Origin of the sequence: Pseudomonas sp. Irchel 3H7 (assembly GCF_900187605.1) — a bacterium.
Lineage (GTDB): Bacteria > Pseudomonadota > Gammaproteobacteria > Pseudomonadales > Pseudomonadaceae > Aquipseudomonas.
On record NZ_FYEA01000017.1, the window covers coordinates 33,860 to 54,218 of the forward strand.

Sequence of the window (20,359 nt, forward strand, 5' to 3'; positions counted from 1 at the left end):
CGCTATGACGGTTTACGCAATCATCGGTGGCACCGGCCTGACCCAACTCGAAGGCCTGACCATTCGCCAATCGCTGGCAGTGGACACGCCCTACGGCGCGCCGTCGGCCGACGTGCAGATTGGCGAATACGCCGGCAAGGAAGTGCTGTTTCTCGCCCGTCACGGTCACCCGCATCGCTTCCCGCCGCATAAGGTCAACTACCGCGCCAACCTGTGGGCGCTGAAGCAGGCCGGGGCCGAAGCGATCATCGCGGTGAACGCCGTGGGCGGGATTCATTCGGCCATGGGCACAGGACATTTCTGCGTGCCACACCAGATCGTCGACTACACCAGCGGGCGCGAGCACACCTTTTTCGCCGATGATCTGGAGCATGTCACCCACATCGACTTCAGCTTTCCTTACAGCGAGCCGCTGCGTCAGCAATTGATTGCCGCGGTAGCTGCCGAGGGCTGCGAGTACAGCGATCAAGGCGTATACGCCTGCACCCAAGGCCCGCGTCTGGAAACGGTCGCCGAGATCGTGCGTCTGGAACGTGATGGCTGCGACATCGTCGGCATGACCGGCATGCCGGAAGCCGCACTGGCCCGCGAGCTGGATCTGGATTACGCCTGTCTGGCGCTGGTGGTGAATCCGGCGGCGGGCAAGACCACGGAAGTGATCACCATGGCCGAGATCGAGCAGGCGTTGCATGACGGCATGGGTAAGGTGAAATCGGCGTTGGCGCGGGTGCTGGCCGGCTAAGGACTGCCCATGAGCATTCTCATCGAACGGCTTAAGTCGTTGGCCTGGCCCCGGGCATTCACTAGCGGCGCGCTGGCCAAGGCCCGGGCTTATGCCGCTGATGATCGGGTAGAGATCATCGAGATCGATGACAGAAAGATTGAGGCGTTCTGCGTCGGTTCGGAAAATCAGGCGTATGAACAAACCATTTACCTGTCCGAAGATCGGCTGGGTTCTGTCAACTTGCGTTGCCTGTGCACCTGTCCTGTCTCAATCGACTGCAAACACTGCGCTGCGGTGCTCTATCACCTGCAGGGCAGTGATCATGAAGCGTCTGAAAGTGACGCACAGATCCCGTTGGGGCGGGCGCTGGAACATTGGCTTTCGACCATCCCCGTTCCGGCCAAGCCTGCCGAAGAAGGCGCGCAAACCGCAGGCACGCGCCTGTTTTACAAACTCAAGCCAACGCCTGTGAGCGGCAAGTGGCTGCTCGATATTTTCAAGGTTTCCCAGCTCAAGAGCGGCGAGTTACGCGAAGTCAAACCGATGTATTCGCTGGCGGAAATGCTTATGCGTCAGCCCGGCTACCTGTCCGAGATGGATCTGCGTGTCGCCAGGCTGCTGGTTGCCATGCACTCTCACCACGCCTATTACAGCGGCTATCCGCTGGAAGGCAGCAGCGGCGCCGAACTGCTGGAAATGCTCCTGCGTACCTCGCGGCTGTTCCTCGATTTCGAGGATCTGCGACCGTTGGTGCCGGGCGCGAAGCGCATCGGCCAGTTCGCCTGGGCCGAGCAGGCCGACGGCGGTTTCCGCGCGCAGTGGAGCAGTGCCGAGGCTGCGCAGGAAACTGTGCTGGCGCTGGAGCCGCTTTATTACCTGGATCGTGAACAGCGGCAGATTGGCCCTCTGTTCAATGAACTGGAAGAAAAACTGGCCAGCCATTTGACTCTGGCGCCGGACATTCCGGCGCGTCAGGCCATGCAGTTCAGCCATCGCATGAGCGCCGCGACGAGAATCCCGCCGCCACACCAACTGACCGAACGAATCATCGACGATGTATTACCGCAGCCACAACTGACTCTCGTCAGCGGTCGGGAGCGCTCGCGCTGGGAATACGTTCTGGAGCACCGCGCTGCCCTGGTGTTTACCTACAACGGCCAGCCGACGGTGGATCGCAACCCGGAAGTGATGATCCTCAACGGTACCGAAACCCAGGGCATTCAACGCCAGCCGGCGGTGGAAAAGAAACTGCGCCAGATCCTGCAAAAGCTCGGCTTCAAGAAAGCCACGCGCAAGAGCTCGCTGGATCGTCCTGGTGAGATGTTCACGTTGCCGGATGATTCCGCCTGGCTCGGGTTTATGCACGAAGGGCTTGCCACGTTGCGCGCCTCGAACTGGGAAGTGGAGATGAGTCCCGGCTTTCATTTCAATGTGCAACCGGTTGAGCATTGGTACGCTGAGGTCGAAGAAGAGGCCGGGCATCAGTGGTTTGATTTGCAGTTGGGTATCGTCGTCAATGGCCAGCGCTATAGTTTGCTACCAATCCTTCTGCACTTGTTGCGCACCCAGCCGCGCTTGCTTGACCCGGTCAATCTGGCACAGCGCAGCGATGACGAAAAGCTCTTGATCGAACTGAAGCCCAGCGGCTTTGGTGACTCTTCGGGCGCCAAGGTCGCGCTGCCGCTGAGTCGGGTCAAGCCGCTGATGGCCACGCTGGGCGAGTTGTACCTGGGCGGCCATCAGGGCGATGCACTGCGTTTGAGTGTCCCGGATGCCGCGCGCTTGAGTATGCTCGATGGCGTGCCGCTGGATTGGCAGGGGGGCGAGCGGCTGCGCACCTTCGCCAAGCGCTTGCAGAATTCCAGTCACACCCAGGTCGCTGCGCCGGCCGGCCTTAACGCGCAACTGCGACCGTATCAGCTCGAAGGCCTGAACTGGATGCAGACCCTGCGCGAGCTTGAGGTCGGCGGCATTCTGGGCGATGACATGGGGCTGGGCAAAACGCTGCAAACCCTGGCGCATCTGCTCACGGAAAAACACGCCGGTCGCCTTGATTGTCCGGCTCTGGCGGTGATGCCGACCAGCCTGATTCCCAACTGGCTCGACGAGGCCGAGCGTTTCACCCCCCAGTTGAAAGTATTGGCGCTGCACGGCTCGGGGCGGCAAAAGGATTTCGCTGATCTGGCTGAGTACGATCTGATACTGACCACTTACGCGTTGCTGCCAAGGGATTTGGAGACATTGCAGCCGCAGCTGTGGAGCGTATTGATTCTCGACGAAGCGCAGAACATCAAAAACCCGATCAGCAAAGCCGCGCAGGCCGCACGCGACTTGCAGGCCCGCCAGCGCTTGTGTCTGAGCGGCACGCCATTGGAAAACCATTTGGGCGAGCTTTGGTCGCAGTTTCATTTCCTCATGCCCGGTTGGCTTGGCGACAGCAAGTCCTTCAATCGCGATTACCGCACGCCAATCGAGAAGCACGGCAATGTTCAGCGCATGCAGCACCTGACAGCGCGCATCAAGCCGTTTTTGCTGCGCCGCAAAAAGGATCAGGTGGCCACCGAGTTGCCGCCGAAAACCGAGATTGTCCATTGGGTTGATCTCAGCGACGGCCAACGCGACGTCTATGAAACGGTGCGCGTGGCGATGGACAAAAAAGTCCGCGACGAAATTGCCCGCAGTGGCGTGGCGCGCAGTCAGATCATCATTCTTGATGCCTTGCTCAAGCTGCGGCAGGTCTGTTGCGACTTGCGCCTGATCAAGATGCCGCTGACGGCGAAGGCACTGCGCTCCGGCAGTGGCAAGCTGGTCAGCTTGATGGAGATGCTCGAAGAACTGCTCGGCGAAGGTCGCAGGATCCTGCTGTTCTCGCAGTTCACCTCAATGCTTGCCTTGATCGAGGAAGAATTGCAGCAACGTGACATTGCCTATTCGTTGTTGACCGGCGACACCACGGATCGGCGCACGCCAGTGAAGGACTTTCAGGGCGGCAAGGTGCCGCTGTTTCTGATCAGTCTGAAGGCCGGGGGTACCGGTTTGAACCTGACCGCTGCGGACACGGTGATCCATTTCGACCCTTGGTGGAATCCGGCAGTGGAGAATCAGGCCACCGATCGTGCCTATCGAATCGGGCAAAACAATCCGGTATTCGTTTACAAGCTGATCGCTCGCGGCACAGTAGAGGAAAAAATACAGGCGCTGCAGCAGGAGAAAGCAGCGTTGGCCGGGGCGGTGCTTGAAGGCGGGACGACGGGTGGCTGGAAGCTGGAGCAGAGTGACATTGAGGCGCTGTTTGCGCCGTTGCCTGTTGCCAAGGGCTGAGCCCTAAGTAATAGAGCAATATCTGATGGCCCCATCGCTGGCAAGCCAGCTCCCACAGGGTTTTGAGCCGTACACAAAACTGTGTTCCAACTCGATACCTGTGAGAGCTGGCTTGCCAGCGATAGCTATCTAACCGGCTACGCAAATCTCAACGCTTGTCGAGCTTGTCCGGCAGCGGCGCAAACAACGCTTCGATATCATCACTCTGCAACTTCCAGTCCCCGGCCTTGCGCCCATCCAGCACGCCCGCCGCCAAGTCGGACTTTTCCTTCTGCAGGTGCTGAATCTTCTCCTCCACCGTACCCCGGGCAATCATCTTGTAAACGAACACCGGCTTTTCCTGACCAATCCGGTACGCACGATCCGTCGCCTGATTTTCGGTCGCCGGGTTCCACCACGGGTCGTAGTGAATCACCGTGTCCGCTTCCGTCAGGTTCAAGCCGACACCGCCAGCCTTCAGGCTGATCAGAAAGATCTGACGCTTGCCACTCTGGAATTCCTTCACCGGCGTCCGTCGATCGCGGGTCTGGCCGGTCAACAGCGCGTAGGAAACGTTACGTTTTTTCAGCTCGTCTTCGATCAATGACAGCATCGAGGTGAATTGCGAAAACAGCAGGATCCGCCGGCCTTCCTCGAACAGTTCTTCGAGCATTTCCATCAAGCTGTCGAGCTTGCCGGAGGTGCTGCCGCGAGCGGGCAGGGTGGCGTCGTTGACCAGGCGCAGATCGCAGCAAACCTGACGCAGCTTGAGCAGCGCCTCCAGAATGATGATCTGGCTGCGTGCCACGCCTTTGCGGGTGATCTCGTCGCGGACTTTCTTGTCCATTGCCAGGCGCATGGTTTCATACACATCGCGCTGCGCTTCGTTGAGATCGACCCAGTGGATGATCTCGGTTTTCGGCGGCAACTCGGTGGCCACTTGTTCCTTGGTGCGGCGCAGCAGAAACGGTTTTATCCGACCGTTGAGGTGCTGAAGTCTGACTTCACTGCCGCGCTTTTCAATCGGCACGCGGTAATCGGCGTTGAAGCTTTTCACGTCGCCAAGCCAGCCCGGCAACAGGAAGTGAAACAGTGACCACAACTCGCCCAGGTGGTTTTCCAGCGGCGTACCACTCAAGCACAAGCGCTGACGTGCATTAAGCTCGCGCGCGGCTTGAGCGGCTTTGCTGTTCGGATTTTTGATGTACTGCGCTTCATCCAGCACCAATACGTGCAGCGGCTGCTTGGCCAGCCGTTCGACGTCCTTGGGCAGCAGCGCGTAGGTGGTGAGGATCAGGTCGAAGTCACCCAGGTTGTCAAAATGCTTCTTGCGAGTGGCGCCGTACAGCGCGACTACTTTCAGTTGCGGGGTGAAGTGCGCCGCCTCATCCAGCCAGTTTGGAATCAGGCTGGTCGGCATCACCACCATGCACGGTCGATCGAGACGCCCGGCGTTTTTCTCGCTGAGAATATGCGCCAGGGTCTGTAGGGTTTTACCCAAACCCATGTCGTCCGCGAGAATCCCGCCGACTTCCAGTTGTCGCAGCGATTGCATCCAGCTCAAGCCTTCAAGCTGATACGGGCGCAGCGTCGCATTCAAGCCTTTCGGCGCTTCAACGCTGAAATCACGAATGTCGCGCAGACGTTGAGCGAACGTGCGGATCTGCTCGCCACCTTCCCACAGTAGCGGAATACCTTCCAGCGAGTTGAGTCGCGTAGCGTCCGCCTTGCTCAGGCGCAGGGTGGTTTCGCCCGGCTCCTGCAAATAGAACTCGCCGAGCGTCATCAGCACAGGTTTCAGCCGGCCTAGCGGCAACGCCACCTGCAGTGGCCCGTGCTCAATGTTGCGTTGTGGGACGTTGACCAGAATCAGCTCGTCATCGCGGCGGCGCGCAAGGCGTTCGGGATTGAGAATCTCCGCATGCGAGCGCATCAGATTGAGCAGGATCGGCAGCAGGCTCAGGCGCTCACCGTTAACGATGATCCCCAACTCCAGATCAAACCAGTCACGCTCCGGCGCCTGCTCGACTGTGGCGTACCAGTCATCCACAGCGGTCAGGTCAAAGCCGAACTCTTCATCGATCTGCAATTCCCAGCCCTGCGTTCGCAGTTTCGGCAGATCGTTAAGGGTGAACGTCAGCCAGGCGCTGTCGTTGACCATTTCGTACAGCTCGCCCGCGCTCTCCGGTAGCGCTTTGCTCTGGCGAGTGGCGATACGAAAGCCGAGGATTCTTAACTGTTCGCGGTAGGACTGTTCGACTTCCGGGTGACGTTTTATCCGCAGCGTCTGGGTTTCCTGACGGATCAGAATGTCGCTGTTCTTCTGCCCGCTGACGTATTCGTCGAGATAGCTGAACGACAGCGCCGCGCGATGCTGAATATAACGCTGCATCTTGCCGTTGCGTGGTTCGAAAGCGCTGAATTCGACGCTGGCCAGCCACAGGCGCGGCATCGGCTGCACATTATTGACCAGCACTTGCGGCGGTGCTTTCGGGCCACGATTCTCCAGCACGGCTTGAAGTTTCTCCAACAGCTCGGCGTCTTTCGCAGCGGCGGGGTAATCAAGGGTTTCCTGCACTTTCAGCAGTACCGCTGCGCAGTGTTTGCAGTTGCTGCGAACGGGGCAGGTGCAGCCGGCATCGACCAGCAGCAAGGTGCCTTTGGCTGACTCGCGCAGGTGAATGGTCTGACGGTAAACGTTACCGCCAGAGCCTTCGCAACTGGCGGTGATCGTTGCATCGCCGACCTGGGCGATGCGTACTCGATTTTCCAGGGCGTAGCGTCGGCCACGTTCCAGGCTCTGTTCCTTGAATCGGCTGACCCAGGAGGGCGCCAACGGTTTACTCAGCGGCGGGTTCATAAGGACTTCGATCAGTCCGGAATCGCTTCAGGCGCTTCCCGTGGCGCAGGTGCGGTCAGGGAAGTGATCTTGATCAGCAGGGCCAGATGGCCGTTGTCGAGATAGTTGAGTTGGCCGTTCTTGGTGTGGCTGTCCTGTTTCAGGCGTTCGCTGGCAGTGACCATGCCGTTGCTGTCGATCTGGTTGACCCAGAAATCGGCGCTCACGTCGGTGAAACGCCCCAGTTTCATTTCCAGCGTGCCCTCGATCGGGAACTGACCGAACTGTTCCTGACCATCGCTGACCGCAACTTTTGCCGGTGCTTCGCCAAGGGTTTGCTGCCAGGCCTTGTGCATCAACACGCTGTAGTCGCCGCTGGCGGTAAGCTTGCTGACAACGTCATTCAGCGCAGGCGTGCGCTTGCTGTCGTCGCCCAAGCGCTGGGCGCCAGCGGCCCAGTCTTCCGGCGCGGCGCGGCTGACGATGGCCGGTACGGCGTTCTGGCGCACCAGAATCATTTCGACCTGATACAGGTCATCGGCGAAAACCGAGGGTGCTACCAAGGTGAGCAGCAAAGTCAGCGAACGAAACAGGCGCATTGGGCGTCCTTCAAACAGATTTCGGGAGGAGGCGCTCAAACAGCGCCTCTACAGTATTAAAGCGCTCTTCCGGGCGTTCCATCGGCACCTGGAACTTGAACATCGTGGCGCCTTCGAATTTGTAGCGTTTTGGCTGGCTCTGGATCAGCTTGATCAGCGTCATCGGATCGACCGGCGTCTGCGCTTCGAACTCGATACGTCCACCTTGCGGACCGCCATCGACTTTTTTGATGCCCAATTGCTCGGCCTGCAACTTCAGTGCTGTGATGCGCACCAGATTCTTGGTCGGTTCCGGCAGCAGGCCGAAACGGTCGATCATCTCGACTTGCAGATCCTTCAAGCCTTCCTCGTCGGTCGCCGAAGCAATGCGCTTGTACAGAATCAGGCGAGCGTGAACGTCCGGTAGATAGTCTTCCGGAATCAGCGCCGGCACCCGCAGATTGACTTCCGGGCCACCGCCGAGGGGTTGATCGAGGTTCGGTTGTTCGCCCTTGCGGATCGATTTCACCGCACGTTCAAGCATCTCCATATACAGCGTGAAGCCCACGGCCTGAATCTGCCCGCTCTGGCCATCGCCGAGCAGTTCGCCGGCGCCACGGATTTCCAGGTCGTTGGTGGCCAGGACGAAACCGGCGCCGAGATCCTGAGTATTGGCAATCGCTTCCAGACGCTTTTCCGCGTCCGAAGTGATTTGCTGGCGCGGCGGCGTCAGCAGGTACGCGTAAGCCTGGTGGTGACTACGGCCAACGCGACCGCGTAACTGGTGCAGTTGCGCCAGACCGAACTTGTCGGCGCGCTCGATGATGATGGTGTTGGCGCTCGGCACGTCGATACCGGTTTCGATGATGGTCGAGGCGATCAGCACATTGAAACGCTTGTGATAAAAGTCGCTCATCACCTGTTCGAGTTCGCGCTCGCGCATCTGTCCGTGACCGATGCCGATGCGTGCTTCCGGCACCAGTTCGGCGAGGTCGGCGGCGCACTTCTCGATGGTTTTCACATCGTTGTGCAAGTAGTAAACCTGGCCGCCACGCAACAGTTCGCGGAGCAGGGCTTCTTTGACCGTACTCTTGTTCTGCTCCATGACGAAGGTGCGCACGGACAAGCGACGTGCTGGCGGTGTGGCGATGATCGACAGGTCGCGCATGCCCGACACCGCCATGTTCAGCGTGCGCGGAATCGGTGTGGCGGTCAGCGTAAGAATGTCGACTTCGCTGCGCAGGGCCTTGAGCTGTTCTTTCTGACGCACACCGAAGCGGTGCTCTTCGTCGATGATCACCAGCCCGAGGTTTTTGATCTTGACGTCGTCGGACAGCAGTTTGTGCGTGCCGATGACGATGTCGATCTTGCCTTCGGCCAGATCGGCGATCGCCGCGTTGACTTCCTTGGCCGATTTGAAGCGACTCATCACTTCCACGGTCACCGGCCAGTCGGCGAAGCGGTCGCGGAAGCTGTTGTAGTGCTGCTGGGCGAGCAGGGTGGTCGGTACTAGAATCGCCACTTGGCGGCCACCGTGTACGGCGATGAACGCCGCACGCATGGCCACTTCGGTCTTGCCGAAACCGACGTCACCGCAGACCAGTCGATCCATCGGTTTCGGCGCGAGCATGTCTTCGCGCACGGCTTCGATGGTCGATTGTTGATCCGGGGTTTCTTCGAACGGGAAACCGGCGCTGAACGTCGCGTAATCGGCTTTCGGGTCGGCGAACGCGTAGCCTTCGCGAGCGGCGCGACGGGCATAGATGTCGAGCAGTTCGGCGGCGACGTCACGCACCTGTTCGGCAGCTTTGCGTTTGGCCTTCTGCCAGGTCTCGGAGCCGAGGCGGTGCAGCGGGGCCAGCGCATCGTCGCTGCCGGTGTAGCGTGCAATCAAATGCAGGTTGGCTACCGGCACGTAAAGCTTGGCGTTCTCGGCATATTCGAGGGTAAGGAATTCGGCAGCCTGATTGTCGATTTCCAGAATCGTCAGGCCCAGATAACGGCCGACACCGTGATCGATGTGCACCACCGGCGCGCCTTCGCGCAGCTCGGTGAGGTTTTTGATCACCGCATCGTTATTGCCGTCGGCACGCTTCTCGCGGCGGCGACGCTGCATCACGCGTTGGCCGAACAGCGGACTTTCCGCGACCAATGCCAGCGCCGGATCGTCGAGCATCAGGCCTTCGTCTAGCGGGGCAATGGTGATCGCCAGACGATCCTCGCTCGCGACGAAGTCTGGCCAGCTGTCGACGGTTTTCGGTCGCAGCTTCAGGCGCTCAAGCAACTCCAGCAGCACTTCGCGACGGCCGGCGGACTCGGCGGTGAACAGCACGCGACCGGGGAATTCATCGAGAAATGCCGACAGCGCCGCCAGCGGTTGTGTGGCTTTGGCTTCGATCGCCAGATTCGGCAGTGCTTGTGCCGGGAAGCGCTCGCGACCTGCACCGCCTTCTACATCCTGTTGGCTGGCGACCACACGCGGCCAACTCTTCAGGCGGGCGAAACAATCTTCCACCGGCAGGAACAATTCCGCCGGTGGCAATAAAGGACGCGATGGATCGACGCGGCGCTCTTCATAACGATTGCGCACGTCGTTCCAGAAGTTTTCCGCCGCTTGCTCGATGCCCGGCAGGGAGAACACTTGCGTGTCCTGCGGCAGGTAGTCGAACAGCGTCGAGGTTTCGTCGAAGAACAGCGGCAGGTAATACTCGATACCGGCCGGGGTAATCCCGCTGCTCAGATCCTGAAAGATCGGGCAGCGCCGGAAGTCGACGTCGAAGCGCTCGCGAAAGCGCGCCTTGAAACGGGTGACCGCGTCTTTTTGCAGCGGAAACTCACGGGCCGGCAGCAGCTTGACCGACTCGACCTTGTCGATGGAGCGCTGGTTTTCCGGATCGAAGGTGCGCAGGGTTTCGATTTCATCGTCGAACAAGTCGATGCGATACGGCAGTTTGCTGCCCATCGGGAACAGGTCGATCAACGCACCGCGCACGGTGAACTCGCCGTGCTCATACACCGTGTCGACGTAACGATAGCCGCTGGCTTCGAGCCGCGAACGCATTTGTTCGACATCGAGTTTCTGCCCGACATCCAGCACCAGGCTGCTGCCAAGCAGGAATTTGGTCGGCGCCAAGCGGTGCAACGCTGTGGTGATCGGCACCACCAGCACGCCATGCGCCAGTTCCGGCAGCCTATAGAGGCTGGCGATGCGCTGGGAAATGATGTCCTGGTGCGGCGAGAACAGGTCGTAGGGCAGGGTTTCCCAGTCGGGGAAATGCAGCACGGGCAAATCCGGGGCGAAGAAACTCAGCTCCTGTTCCAGTCGTTCAGCACTTTGGCTGTCGGCGGTCAGTAGCAGGGTGAAGCGCTTGGCAGCGCTGGCAGCCTCGGCAATCGCCAGGCTGAGGGCAGCGCCGGGCAAATTGCCCCAATGCTGTTTACCTGCCTCGGCAGGGAGTTGCGGTAGACGCAGAACGGGCACGGAAGGTTGAGCTCCAGGCTTTGCGACAAAGTCGGTAATTGTAGCGGCGTCCGGTGTCGCCTGTCAGTTGCAGACTACGTCTATCTTCGATGTTTGCGAGAAATGTAGTGGTAACCATAAAAACCAGCGCTTTTTTAGCGATTATGTAGTGCCAAAAGTGGTTGGTGTTACGGAGGGTTACAGACATCGTCTAACAGTCGTCGAAAAATTGACAGCGCTGGAAGCCGCGTATTTACTGGGCTGGCGCGAGGTGTGATTTTTTTGAAAGGAATTTTGTTACCGATTTCGCGACAAGCGCGCATTGCTGAATGAGGTTGTGGGCGGCATAATGTAGCCCCTTTTTTCTGCCCCTACATGTGGAAGGTTACCGTGACTCAGAAGCCCGACCAGTGTCTTGGTGAATGGATCGACCGTGAAGCACTCGCAGAAGCGATGATTCCGCTAATCGGTCAGCTCTACCGCAATAACAACGTGGTGAGCTCGATCTATGGCCGCAGCCTGATCAACCAGTCTGTCATCGCGATTCTCAAAGCTCACCGCTTTGCGCGCCACCGTTCTTCCGACGACAGCGAACTCTCCGTCCACGAAACATTCCCACTGCTCAAAGCCATGAGCGAGCTCAAGCTCGGCGCGGCTTCGGTAGATCTGGGCAAGTTGGCGTTCAAATTCCGCAACGAAGGCAACGGCCGCAGCGCCGAGCAATTCGTTCGTGAAGAAATGGCTGACGTGGTTGGCCAGCAAAACGCTTCCGCACGTAAAGGCACTGACGTTGTGCTGTACGGCTTCGGTCGTATCGGCCGTCTGCTGGCGCGCATCCTGATCGAGAAAACCGGTGGTGGCGACGGTCTGCGTCTGCGTGCCATCGTCGTGCGCAAAGGCGCCGACAACGACCTGACCAAGCGCGCCAGCCTGCTGCGTCGCGATTCGGTACACGGTTCGTTCAACGGCACCATTACCATCGACGAAGAAAACAACACCATCACCGCCAACGGTAACCTGATCCAGGTGATCTACGCGAAGAACCCGACCGAGGTGGATTACACCCAGTACGGCATCAAAGACGCGCTGCTGGTGGACAACACCGGTGTATGGCGTGACGCTGATGGCCTGGGCCAGCACTTGCAGTGCCCGGGTATCGATCGCGTGGTTCTGACCGCGCCTGGCAAAGGCAAGCTGAAGAACATCGTTCACGGTATCAACCACGGTGAAATCACCGCTGATGACAAGATCGTCTCCGCCGCTTCCTGCACCACCAACGCCATCGTGCCGGTGCTGAAAGCGGTGAATGACAAGTTCGGCATCATCAATGGTCACGTCGAAACCGTTCACTCGTACACCAACGACCAGAACCTGATCGACAACTTCCACAAGGGCGATCGCCGTGGTCGTAGCGCCGCGCTGAACATGGTCATCACCGAGACCGGTGCTGCCACCGCTGCTGCCAAGGCCCTGCCTGAGCTGGCCGGCAAGCTGACCGGTAACGCGATCCGTGTTCCGACGCCGAACGTATCGATGGCCATTCTCAACCTCAACCTTGAGAAAGCCGCCACCCGTGAAGAAATGAACGAGTACCTGCGCTACATGGCGCTGCACTCCGATCTGCACAAGCAAATCGACTTCGTTAACTCGCAGGAAGTGGTTTCGACCGACTTCGTGGGCTCGCGCCACGCCGGTGTGGTCGACGCTGAAGCGACCATCGTTCAGGACAACCGTGTTGTTCTGTACGTCTGGTACGACAACGAGTTCGGTTACAGCTGCCAGGTTATCCGCGTGATGGAAGACATGGCTGGTGTAAACCCGCCAGCGTTCCCGCGCTAAGCGATAGCTGCACATGAAAACGCCCCGACCTAGGTCGGGGCGTTTTTTTATGCCTGCTAAATCTCGATTGACTGTTGCGGCCTCATCGCTGGCAAGCCAGCTCCCACAGGGTCTTGGGGTGTGAATGCAATCGTGTAACCGCCAAATAAACTTGTGGGAGCTGGCTTGCCAGCGATGGCGTCCTATCGGGCGCCGCCGGGTATGGCTGCCTGCGCCGTGCGCAGTTCATGCTTATTGCCCCGGAACAACACCAGCGTCGCAATCAACCCCAGCACCGCCGCACCACTGAGCCAGATCCCCGGCGCAGCCTTGTTATCCAGCACATGAATCAGATACGTACACGCCGCCGGGGTAAACCCGCCGAACGTCGCTGTCGCCAGGCTGTAGGCCAGCGAGAAGCCGGTCGTACGTACTTCCACCGGCATGATCTCGGTCAGCGCCACCACCATCGCGCCGTTGTACGAGCCATACAGGAACGACAGCCACAACTCGACGATCAGCAAATGGCTGAAACTCGGGTTCGCCACCAGCCACGACAGGGCAGGGTAGGCCGTCAGAATCGCCAGAATCGTCGCCGCGAGCAGTAGGGGTTTACGCCCGATCTTGTCGGACACTGAACCCATCACCGGCAACCAGAAAAAATTAGACAGGCCAATGCACACGGTAACCAGCAACGCGTCGAAGTCCGACAGGTGCAGTTCAGCCTTGCCGAATGTCGGGGTGTACGCGGTGATCAGGTAGAAAGAAACAGTGGTCATCACCACCAGTGCCATGCCTGCGATGACGATGCCAAAGTTCTGACCGATCGAGCGGACGATTTCCCGCAGGGTAGGGCGATGTTTTCTGGCCTGGAACTCTGGGGTTTCCTCCAGTGAGCGACGGATCACGAAAATGACCGGCACAATCATGCAGCCGATCAGGAATGGCACGCGCCAGCCCCAGTCACCCATCTGTTCCGGGCTCAGCCAATGGTTGAGACCCACACCGAGCAATCCGGCGAAGACCACTGCCGCTTGCTGACTCGCCGACTGCCAACTGACGAAGAAGCCCTTGCGGCCCGGTGTGGCGATCTCTGCCAGATACACCGACACACCACCCAGCTCCACGCCGGCCGAGAAGCCTTGCAACAAGCGACCGAACAGTACGATTAATGGCGCAGCGACGCCAAGGGTCGCATAGCCCGGAACGCAGGCAATCAGCACCGTGCCGGCAGCCATCAACGCCAACGTGATGATCAAGCCTTGGCGACGGCCATGACGGTCGATGTAAGCGCCGAGGAAAATCGCCCCCAATGGACGCATCAGAAAACCGGCACCAAACGTGGCCAGTGAAAGCATCAGCGAAGCGAAGGCGCTGTCGGTGGGGAAGAAGGTTTTGGCGATGGCCGTGGCGTAAAAGCCGTAGACCATGAAGTCGAACATTTCGAGAAAGTTGCCGCTGACAACGCGAAAGATCGCTTTGCCTTTGCCCGTGGTGGAGGACATGTTCAGGTACTCGCTATTGGATTTTGTATAAAGATGTTGCAGATCCTTTAATTCATAATGGCCGCCGCGGTTTTACGGAGAGATGAATAATTGTTCACTGGACGCTTGTTTTGGCTTGTGATGCTGGCTGGCGTATTGGCTGGCTGCGGTAATGGCGAGTCCATGGAAAGCTTCGGCGGGCCTACCATGGGCAGTACGTATTCAATCAAGTACGTACGCCACGCCGGCATGCCTGAATCAACTCAGGTTCGCAGTGAAGTGGAGGGCATCCTCGGCGAAGTCGATCGACAGTTGTCCACCTATCGCAATGATTCGGATATCGAGCGCTTCAACGCTTTGCCCGCCAACAGCTGTCAGAAAATGCCTGGGTCGGTACTCGAATTGGTCCGAACTGGCGAACAACTGTCAGCGCAAAGCGAGGGCTCCTACGACCTGACCGTCGAACCGCTGATGAACCTCTGGGGGTTCGGCCCACAAGGCCGCGAGGAGAAAGTCCCTGACGCCGCTGCGCTGGCCGAAGTGATGCAGCGGGTCGGCCATCAGCACCTGCACGTCAATGGCGATCAATTGTGCAAAGACGCCGCCGTCGAGGTCGACTTCAATAGCATCGCCGCCGGTTATGCCGTCGACACCATCGCGGCCAGACTCGACGCCCTGGGTATCCACGATTACCTCGCTGAAGCCACGGGTGAGTTGAAAGCCAAAGGCAGAAAGCTTGATGGCTCACCGTGGCGCATTGCTCTCGAAGAGCCCCGTGACGATCAACAGGTCGCCGAGCGCATCATCAATGTCGACGGCTACAGCGTTTCCACCTCCGGCGACTACCGCAACTATTTCCTGCAGGACGGTCGGCGCTATTCCCACACTTTCGATGCGCACACCGGTGCACCTGTCCTACACGATCTGGCGTCAGTCACGGTGATTCATCCTTCAGCGTTGATGGCCGATGGACTATCGACGCTGTTGTTGATTCTCGGCCCTGAAAGGGCCTGGGACTATGCCGAAAAGCATGACATTGGTGCATTCTTTGTGATTCGTGCCGATACAGGTTTTGTCGTCCGCACCAACAAGGCTTTCGAACGCCTCAGTGGCGAAAAAACTGACTGAGAACAATACGAAAGCTGGCGTTGTAGTGCAGGCAAAAGTAGCCTACGACGCGACCAAGGGTTAATGTGCGCGGCGTTGACGCTTCTATAGACTGTGTCCGGGTTCTTGATTGACCCCCAATTGTTCCTTCGCGCCGCCGTTCGGCGTGATTTAGCCGCCGGTGCTGCTGGCACCGCGGCCTGTTCTGAGGAGTACGCATGGCTGTCTACAACTACGACGTGGTGGTGCTGGGTTCCGGCCCGGCGGGAGAAGGCGCGGCAATGAACGCCGCCAAAGCAGGGCGCAAGGTCGCGATGGTCGACAGCCGTCGCCAGGTCGGCGGCAACTGCACCCACCTCGGCACCATCCCGTCCAAGGCACTGCGTCACTCGGTGCGGCAGATCATGCAGTTCAACACTAATCCTATGTTCCGGGCGATCGGCGAGCCACGCTGGTTCTCCTTCCCGGACGTGTTGAAAAGCGCCGAAAAGGTTATTTCCAAACAAGTCGCTTCGCGTACCGGCTACTACGCCCGTAACCGCGTCGACGTGTTCTTCGGCACCGGCAGTTTCGCCGACGAGCAAACCATCGAAGTGGTCTGCGCCAACGGCGTGGTCGAGAAACTGGTGGCCAAGCACATCATCATCGCCACCGGTTCGCGTCCTTATCGCCCGGCGGACATCGATTTCCACCATCCGCGTATCTACGATAGCGACACCATCCTCAGCCTCAATCACACCCCGCGCAAACTGATCGTTTACGGCGCCGGCGTGATCGGTTGCGAATACGCATCGATCTTCAGCGGTCTGGGTGTACTGGTCGAGCTGGTCGACAACCGTGGTCAGTTGCTGAGTTTCCTCGACTCGGAAATCTCCCAGGCGTTGAGCTACCACTTCAGCAACAACAACATCACCGTGCGCCACAACGAAGATTACGATCGCGTTGAAGGCGTCGACAACGGGGTGATCCTGCACCTGAAGTCCGGCAAGAAGATCAAGGCCGACGCCTTGCTCTGGTGCAACGGCCGTACCGGCAACACCGACACGCTGGGTCTGGAAAACATCGGCGTCAAGGTCAACAGCCGTGGCCAGATCGAAGTCGACGAGGCATACCGCACCTGCGTGCCGAACATCTACGGTGCCGGTGACGTGATCGGCTGGCCGAGCCTGGCCAGTGCCGCCCACGACCAGGGTCGTTCGGCTGCTGGCAGCATTGTTGATAACGGTAGCTGGCGCTTTGTGAATGACGTGCCGACCGGCATCTATACCATTCCGGAGATCAGCTCGATCGGCAAGAACGAGCAGGAACTGACCCAGGCCAAAGTGCCGTACGAAGTCGGCAAGGCGTTCTTCAAGAGCATGGCGCGTGCACAGATCGCCGGCGAGCCGCAAGGCATGCTGAAAATCCTGTTCCACCGTGAAACCCTGGAAGTGCTGGGCGTTCACTGCTTCGGTTATCAGGCGTCGGAGATCGTCCACATCGGTCAGGCGATCATGAACCAGCCGGGCGAACTGAACACCCTGAAGTACTTCGTCAACACGACGTTCAACTACCCGACCATGGCTGAAGCCTATCGGGTAGCAGCGTACGACGGCCTCAACCGGCTTTTTTGACGGGCTCCGGCCGGTGGCCTGAGCCGGCCGGGGAGACCGATTTCAGCAATTCTCGAGGGTGGCAGTGGCCAAACCGGGAAAGTCTGTAATCAGGCTGTCAACGCCGAAGTCGGCGAGTCTGCGCATCAGCGCAGGCTCGTTGACGGTCCACACCGACACATGCAGCCCCTGACGCTGCGCCTTCTGCAGGCGTTCCGGCGTACACAGCGTCCAGTTCAGTGCAAGAATCTCACAGCCATAGCTGGCCGCGACCTTCAGCGGGTCGAGCCAGGCGTATTCGGCCACCAGTCCGCGCGACACGTCCGGCACCAGATCCAGCGCCGCTTTCAGCACTTCCCGCGAACTCGAGGTGATCGTCACCTTGTCGAGCAGGCCATGCCGTTGGGCCATTTCACGAATCGCCAGCACGGTGGTTGCTGCGCGAGTACGCGAAGCGCTTTTGACTTCCAGTTGCCAGTGCTCGAAATCGCATTTTTCGAACAGCTCTTCCAATGTCGGAATCGGGCAGGGTTTGATCCAGCCCGGGCCGCCCTTGCGCGCGTCGTAAGTGACCAGTTCGGCGGCGCTGTGTTCGACGACTTTGCCGCGCCTTTCCGTGGTGCGTTTGAGGGTCGGGTCGTGGATGACCATCAACTCGCCGTCCTTGGACAGGTGCAGATCCAGTTCGCAGCGGCGCACGCCGTGCTTGAGACATTCCTGGAAACTGCTCAGGGTGTTTTCCGGTGCTTCGCCCTTGGCGCCGCGGTGGCCGTAGATGAGGGTCACGGTTCTTCCTTAAATTTAAATGCCTGATTCGTTCTGTTCGCGGGCCAGACGTCGTTCCTGGGCCTGCTTCTGCAAGATGTAGCGGGCGAGCAACTGGCGTTGGGCGTCGGTCAAGTGTTCGAACTCGGTGCCTACGTCATAACCTTCGCCCTTGCGATCGCAATGGGTGACGCGGGCGCGCAGCAGCAGGCCCAGCGCTTGCGGCATCAGCACCAGTTTCACCGACAGGTGTGCGCCGGTGGCAATTGGCGTCGGGTGCTGGAAGTCGATCCCGCCCTCGGAAATGATCACCGGTTGCGGCTCGCCGATATGGCCGAGCACGGTCAGGGCGACCACCTGGCTGAGCAGGTCTATGCGTTTGTTCTGCGATTTCAGGAACGCGGCGATGGCCCGGTCGCGCTCGCTGATCTGGCGCAACAGGTGCTGCGACTCGAATTCGCTCAGGTGCAGTTCACTGAGCAGGTTGAACAGCGGGGAAGCATCCTGCAACACTTCCTGGCCTGCGGCTTCGGGAGCGGACAGGGGCCGAATTTCCAGTGCGATCGTGTCCTCGATACGGTAGTATTCGCGGCGATCTTCTTCATCTAATGTCGACATGGCGAACCCATGGTAGCGGCGGTGGTCTGAGTGTAAAGCTGGTTATCGACCCCCGCCACAAGGACGTTCCTTTTCCCTCCGAACAAGCCCCGACATGTTCAGACCTCTCTTCGTATTTATCGGCACGCGTTATACCCGTGCAAAGCGTCGCAATCATTTTGTGTCATTCATTTCCCTGACTTCGATGATCGGGCTCGCCCTTGGCGTGGTCGTGATGATCGTCGTGCTCTCGGTGATGAACGGCTTCGATCATGAGATGCGCACCCGCGTGCTGGGCATGGTGCCCCACGCGACCATTGAATCCACTGAGCCGATCAACGATTGGCAAAGTCTGGCCAACAAGGTCAAGCAGAACCCGCAGGTGACGGCGGTTGCGCCGTTCACCCAGATGCAGGGCCTGCTGACCAATAACGGTCAGGTGTCCAAGGTGTTGCTCAACGCCATCGACCCTGCGCTCGAGCGCAACGTGTCGATCATCGACAACTTCATGAAGCAGGGCAAACTCGACGATTTGACGCCGGGCAGCTTCGGCATCGTCATCGGCGACAAGGCCGCGACCAAGCTCGGCGTGGGCATCGGTGACAAGGTCACCTTCGTCGCGCCGGAGGTCAGCGTGACCCCGGCCGGGATGTTCCCGCGCATGAAGCGCTTCACCGTGGTCGGCATTTTTCATGTCGGCGCCGGCGAACTCGATGGCTATCTGGGCGTCACCAACCTGCAGGATCTGGCGAAGATGCACCGCTGGAAGCCTGATCAGGTGCAGGGCATCCGCCTGAAGTTCGACGACCTGTTCCAGGCACCGCGCGTAGCATGGAACATCGCCCAGCAACTCGGCGAAGATCATTACTACGCCCGCGACTGGACGCGCACCCACGGCAATCTGTATCAGGCGATCCGCATGGAAAAAGCCATGATCGGTCTGCTGTTGTTGCTGATTGTCGCCGTAGCGGCGTTCAACATCATTTCCACGCTGGTGATGGTGGTCAACGACAAGAAGGGCGACATCGCCATTCTGCGCACCTTGGGCGCGACGCCGGGCACGATCATGCGCACGTTCATGGTGCAAGGCACGGTGATCGGTGTGGTCGGCACGGCGATTGGTGCGGTGGTCGGGATTTTCGCGGCGCTTAATGTCAGCGCCGCGATCTCGGCACTGGAAGGCCTGATCGGCCACAAATTCCTTAATGCTGACGTGTATTTCATTGATTATCTTCCGTCGCAGGTGCAGAGCCAAGATGTGGTCATGGTCTGCGCGGCGGCGTTGGTTCTGAGTTTCCTCGCCACCCTGTATCCCGCCTGGCGTGCCGCGCGCACCCAGCCGGCGGAGGCGCTACGTTATGAGTGAGTCGGGCATGAGTGAACAAGCAATCTTGAGCTGCCGTAATCTGGGCAAATCCTACGAGGAAGGCCCGGAATCGGTAGAGGTATTGGCCGGCCTGCAACTGGAGTTGCACCCGGGCGAGCGTGTGGCGATCGTCGGCACCTCGGGTTCGGGCAAAAGTACCTTGCTCAACCTGCTTGGTGGTCTGGACACGCCGACCAAGGGCAGCGTCTGGCTCGACGGCGAAGAGTTGTCGGCACTGAGCGAGAAGAAGCGTGGCCTGTTGCGTAACCGTGCGCTCGGTTTCGTTTACCAGTTCCACCACTTGCTGCCGGAATTCACCGCACTGGAAAACGTCTGCATGCCGCTGCTGATCGGCAAGACGCCGATCCCGGAAGCCCGTCAGCGTGCCACGGCACTGCTGGAGCGCGTTGGCCTCGGTCATCGTCTGGAGCACAAGCCGGCGGAACTGTCCGGTGGCGAGCGTCAACGTGTGGCCATCGCTCGCGCCCTGGTGAACAAGCCAGGCCTGGTGATGCTCGATGAGCCAACCGGCAACCTCGATTCCCACACCGCCCAGGGCATTCAGGATTTGATGCTGGAACTCAGCACCTCGATGCGCACGGCGTTCCTGGTGGTGACACACGACATGAACCTGGCTCGCCAGATGGACCGCGTCTTACACCTGCAAGAAGGCTGCCTCACGCCTATCTGATTGGCTGAAACCCGACGTCTGTAAAGGCGTCGGGTCTT

Annotated in this window: 13 protein-coding genes; 7 read left to right on the forward strand and 6 right to left on the reverse strand. The window is 59.4% G+C overall.

From position 1 onward, the window contains the following. Positions 1–4 precede the first annotated feature (4 nt). Both CKW38_RS26695 and CKW38_RS26700 read left to right on the forward strand, forming a co-directional pair. Complete coding sequence (locus CKW38_RS26695) at positions 5–742, forward strand: S-methyl-5'-thioinosine phosphorylase (protein ID WP_007910483.1); 738 nt, start codon at positions 5–7, stop codon at positions 740–742. A 9-nt stretch (positions 743–751) separates the two neighbouring features. Further along, positions 752–4,045 (forward strand): DEAD/DEAH box helicase, encoded by a 3,294-nt coding sequence (locus CKW38_RS26700; RefSeq protein ID WP_095114302.1) that lies wholly within the window; start codon positions 752–754, stop codon positions 4,043–4,045. A 148-nt stretch (positions 4,046–4,193) separates the two neighbouring features. Here CKW38_RS26700 and CKW38_RS26705 read toward each other — a convergent pair whose 3' ends face one another. The 3 genes from CKW38_RS26705 to mfd are packed head-to-tail and all read right to left on the reverse strand — an operon-like array spanning position 4,194 to position 10,922. Further along, positions 4,194–6,884 (reverse strand): DEAD/DEAH box helicase, encoded by a 2,691-nt coding sequence (locus tag CKW38_RS26705; RefSeq protein WP_095114303.1) that lies wholly within the window; start codon positions 6,882–6,884, stop codon positions 4,194–4,196. An 11-nt stretch (positions 6,885–6,895) separates the two neighbouring features. Next, positions 6,896–7,462: a CsiV family protein gene (locus CKW38_RS26710; RefSeq protein ID WP_095114304.1), complete on the reverse strand. Its 567-nt coding sequence runs from the start codon at positions 7,460–7,462 to the stop codon at positions 6,896–6,898. 10 nt (positions 7,463–7,472) lie between these two features. Further along, entirely contained in the window at positions 7,473–10,922 is a 3,450-nt protein-coding gene (mfd, locus tag CKW38_RS26715; protein WP_095114305.1) for a transcription-repair coupling factor, read from the reverse strand. A gap of 354 nt (positions 10,923–11,276) precedes the next feature. Here mfd and CKW38_RS26720 point away from each other — a divergent pair, with 354 nt between their 5' ends. Continuing rightward, positions 11,277–12,740 carry a glyceraldehyde-3-phosphate dehydrogenase gene (locus CKW38_RS26720; RefSeq protein WP_007910488.1) on the forward strand — a complete coding sequence of 488 codons (1,464 nt, stop codon included), beginning with the start codon at positions 11,277–11,279 and terminating at the stop codon, positions 12,738–12,740. Positions 12,741–12,922: 182 nt separating this feature from the next. Here the strand turns inward: CKW38_RS26720 and CKW38_RS26725 are convergent, their stop codons facing one another. Beyond that, entirely contained in the window at positions 12,923–14,224 is a 1,302-nt protein-coding gene (locus tag CKW38_RS26725; RefSeq protein WP_016986740.1) for an MFS transporter, read from the reverse strand. Between the two features lie 120 nt (positions 14,225–14,344). Between CKW38_RS26725 and CKW38_RS26730 the strand changes: the two genes are divergently transcribed. Both CKW38_RS26730 and sthA read left to right on the forward strand, forming a co-directional pair. After that, positions 14,345–15,331, forward strand: a complete 987-nt coding sequence (locus CKW38_RS26730; RefSeq protein ID WP_176472377.1) for an FAD:protein FMN transferase — start codon at positions 14,345–14,347, stop codon at positions 15,329–15,331. Between the two features lie 197 nt (positions 15,332–15,528). Then, entirely contained in the window at positions 15,529–16,923 is a 1,395-nt protein-coding gene (gene sthA / locus CKW38_RS26735; protein ID WP_007910498.1) for a Si-specific NAD(P)(+) transhydrogenase, read from the forward strand. A gap of 42 nt (positions 16,924–16,965) precedes the next feature. Here sthA and CKW38_RS26740 read toward each other — a convergent pair whose 3' ends face one another. Next, positions 16,966–17,688 (reverse strand): glycerophosphodiester phosphodiesterase, encoded by a 723-nt coding sequence (locus tag CKW38_RS26740; protein WP_016986737.1) that lies wholly within the window; start codon positions 17,686–17,688, stop codon positions 16,966–16,968. 15 nt (positions 17,689–17,703) lie between these two features. Beyond that, on the reverse strand, positions 17,704–18,285 hold the full coding sequence (locus CKW38_RS26745; protein WP_034156427.1) for a PilZ domain-containing protein: 582 nt from the start codon (positions 18,283–18,285) through the stop codon (positions 17,704–17,706). 94 nt (positions 18,286–18,379) lie between these two features. Here CKW38_RS26745 and CKW38_RS26750 point away from each other — a divergent pair, with 94 nt between their 5' ends. Then, positions 18,380–19,630 carry a lipoprotein-releasing ABC transporter permease subunit gene (locus CKW38_RS26750; RefSeq protein ID WP_007910504.1) on the forward strand — a complete coding sequence of 417 codons (1,251 nt, stop codon included), beginning with the start codon at positions 18,380–18,382 and terminating at the stop codon, positions 19,628–19,630. Further along, positions 19,623–20,321 (forward strand): lipoprotein-releasing ABC transporter ATP-binding protein LolD, encoded by a 699-nt coding sequence (gene lolD / locus CKW38_RS26755; RefSeq protein ID WP_007910506.1) that lies wholly within the window; start codon positions 19,623–19,625, stop codon positions 20,319–20,321. Before CKW38_RS26750 ends, lolD begins: the two co-directional genes overlap by 8 nt. Positions 20,322–20,359: the final 38 nt, after the last annotated feature.

Excerpts from the sequence above, each read along its gene's own strand:
- CKW38_RS26725 (WP_016986740.1), bottom strand. The coding sequence starts at position 14,224 with ATGTCCTCCACCACGGGCAAAGGCAAAGCGATCTTTCGCGTTGTCAGC.
- CKW38_RS26700 (WP_095114302.1), top strand. The coding sequence starts at position 752 with ATGAGCATTCTCATCGAACGGCTTAAGTCGTTGGCCTGGCCCCGGGCA.
- CKW38_RS26730 (WP_176472377.1), top strand. The coding sequence starts at position 14,345 with ATGCTGGCTGGCGTATTGGCTGGCTGCGGTAATGGCGAGTCCATGGAA.
- CKW38_RS26710 (WP_095114304.1), bottom strand. The coding sequence starts at position 7,462 with ATGCGCCTGTTTCGTTCGCTGACTTTGCTGCTCACCTTGGTAGCACCC.
- lolD (WP_007910506.1), top strand. The coding sequence starts at position 19,623 with ATGAGTGAGTCGGGCATGAGTGAACAAGCAATCTTGAGCTGCCGTAAT.
- CKW38_RS26750 (WP_007910504.1), top strand. The coding sequence starts at position 18,380 with ATGTTCAGACCTCTCTTCGTATTTATCGGCACGCGTTATACCCGTGCA.
- CKW38_RS26705 (WP_095114303.1), bottom strand. The coding sequence starts at position 6,884 with ATGAACCCGCCGCTGAGTAAACCGTTGGCGCCCTCCTGGGTCAGCCGA.
- CKW38_RS26695 (WP_007910483.1), top strand. The coding sequence starts at position 5 with ATGACGGTTTACGCAATCATCGGTGGCACCGGCCTGACCCAACTCGAA.
- sthA (WP_007910498.1), top strand. The coding sequence starts at position 15,529 with ATGGCTGTCTACAACTACGACGTGGTGGTGCTGGGTTCCGGCCCGGCG.
- CKW38_RS26745 (WP_034156427.1), bottom strand. The coding sequence starts at position 18,285 with ATGTCGACATTAGATGAAGAAGATCGCCGCGAATACTACCGTATCGAG.
- CKW38_RS26720 (WP_007910488.1), top strand. The coding sequence starts at position 11,277 with ATGTGGAAGGTTACCGTGACTCAGAAGCCCGACCAGTGTCTTGGTGAA.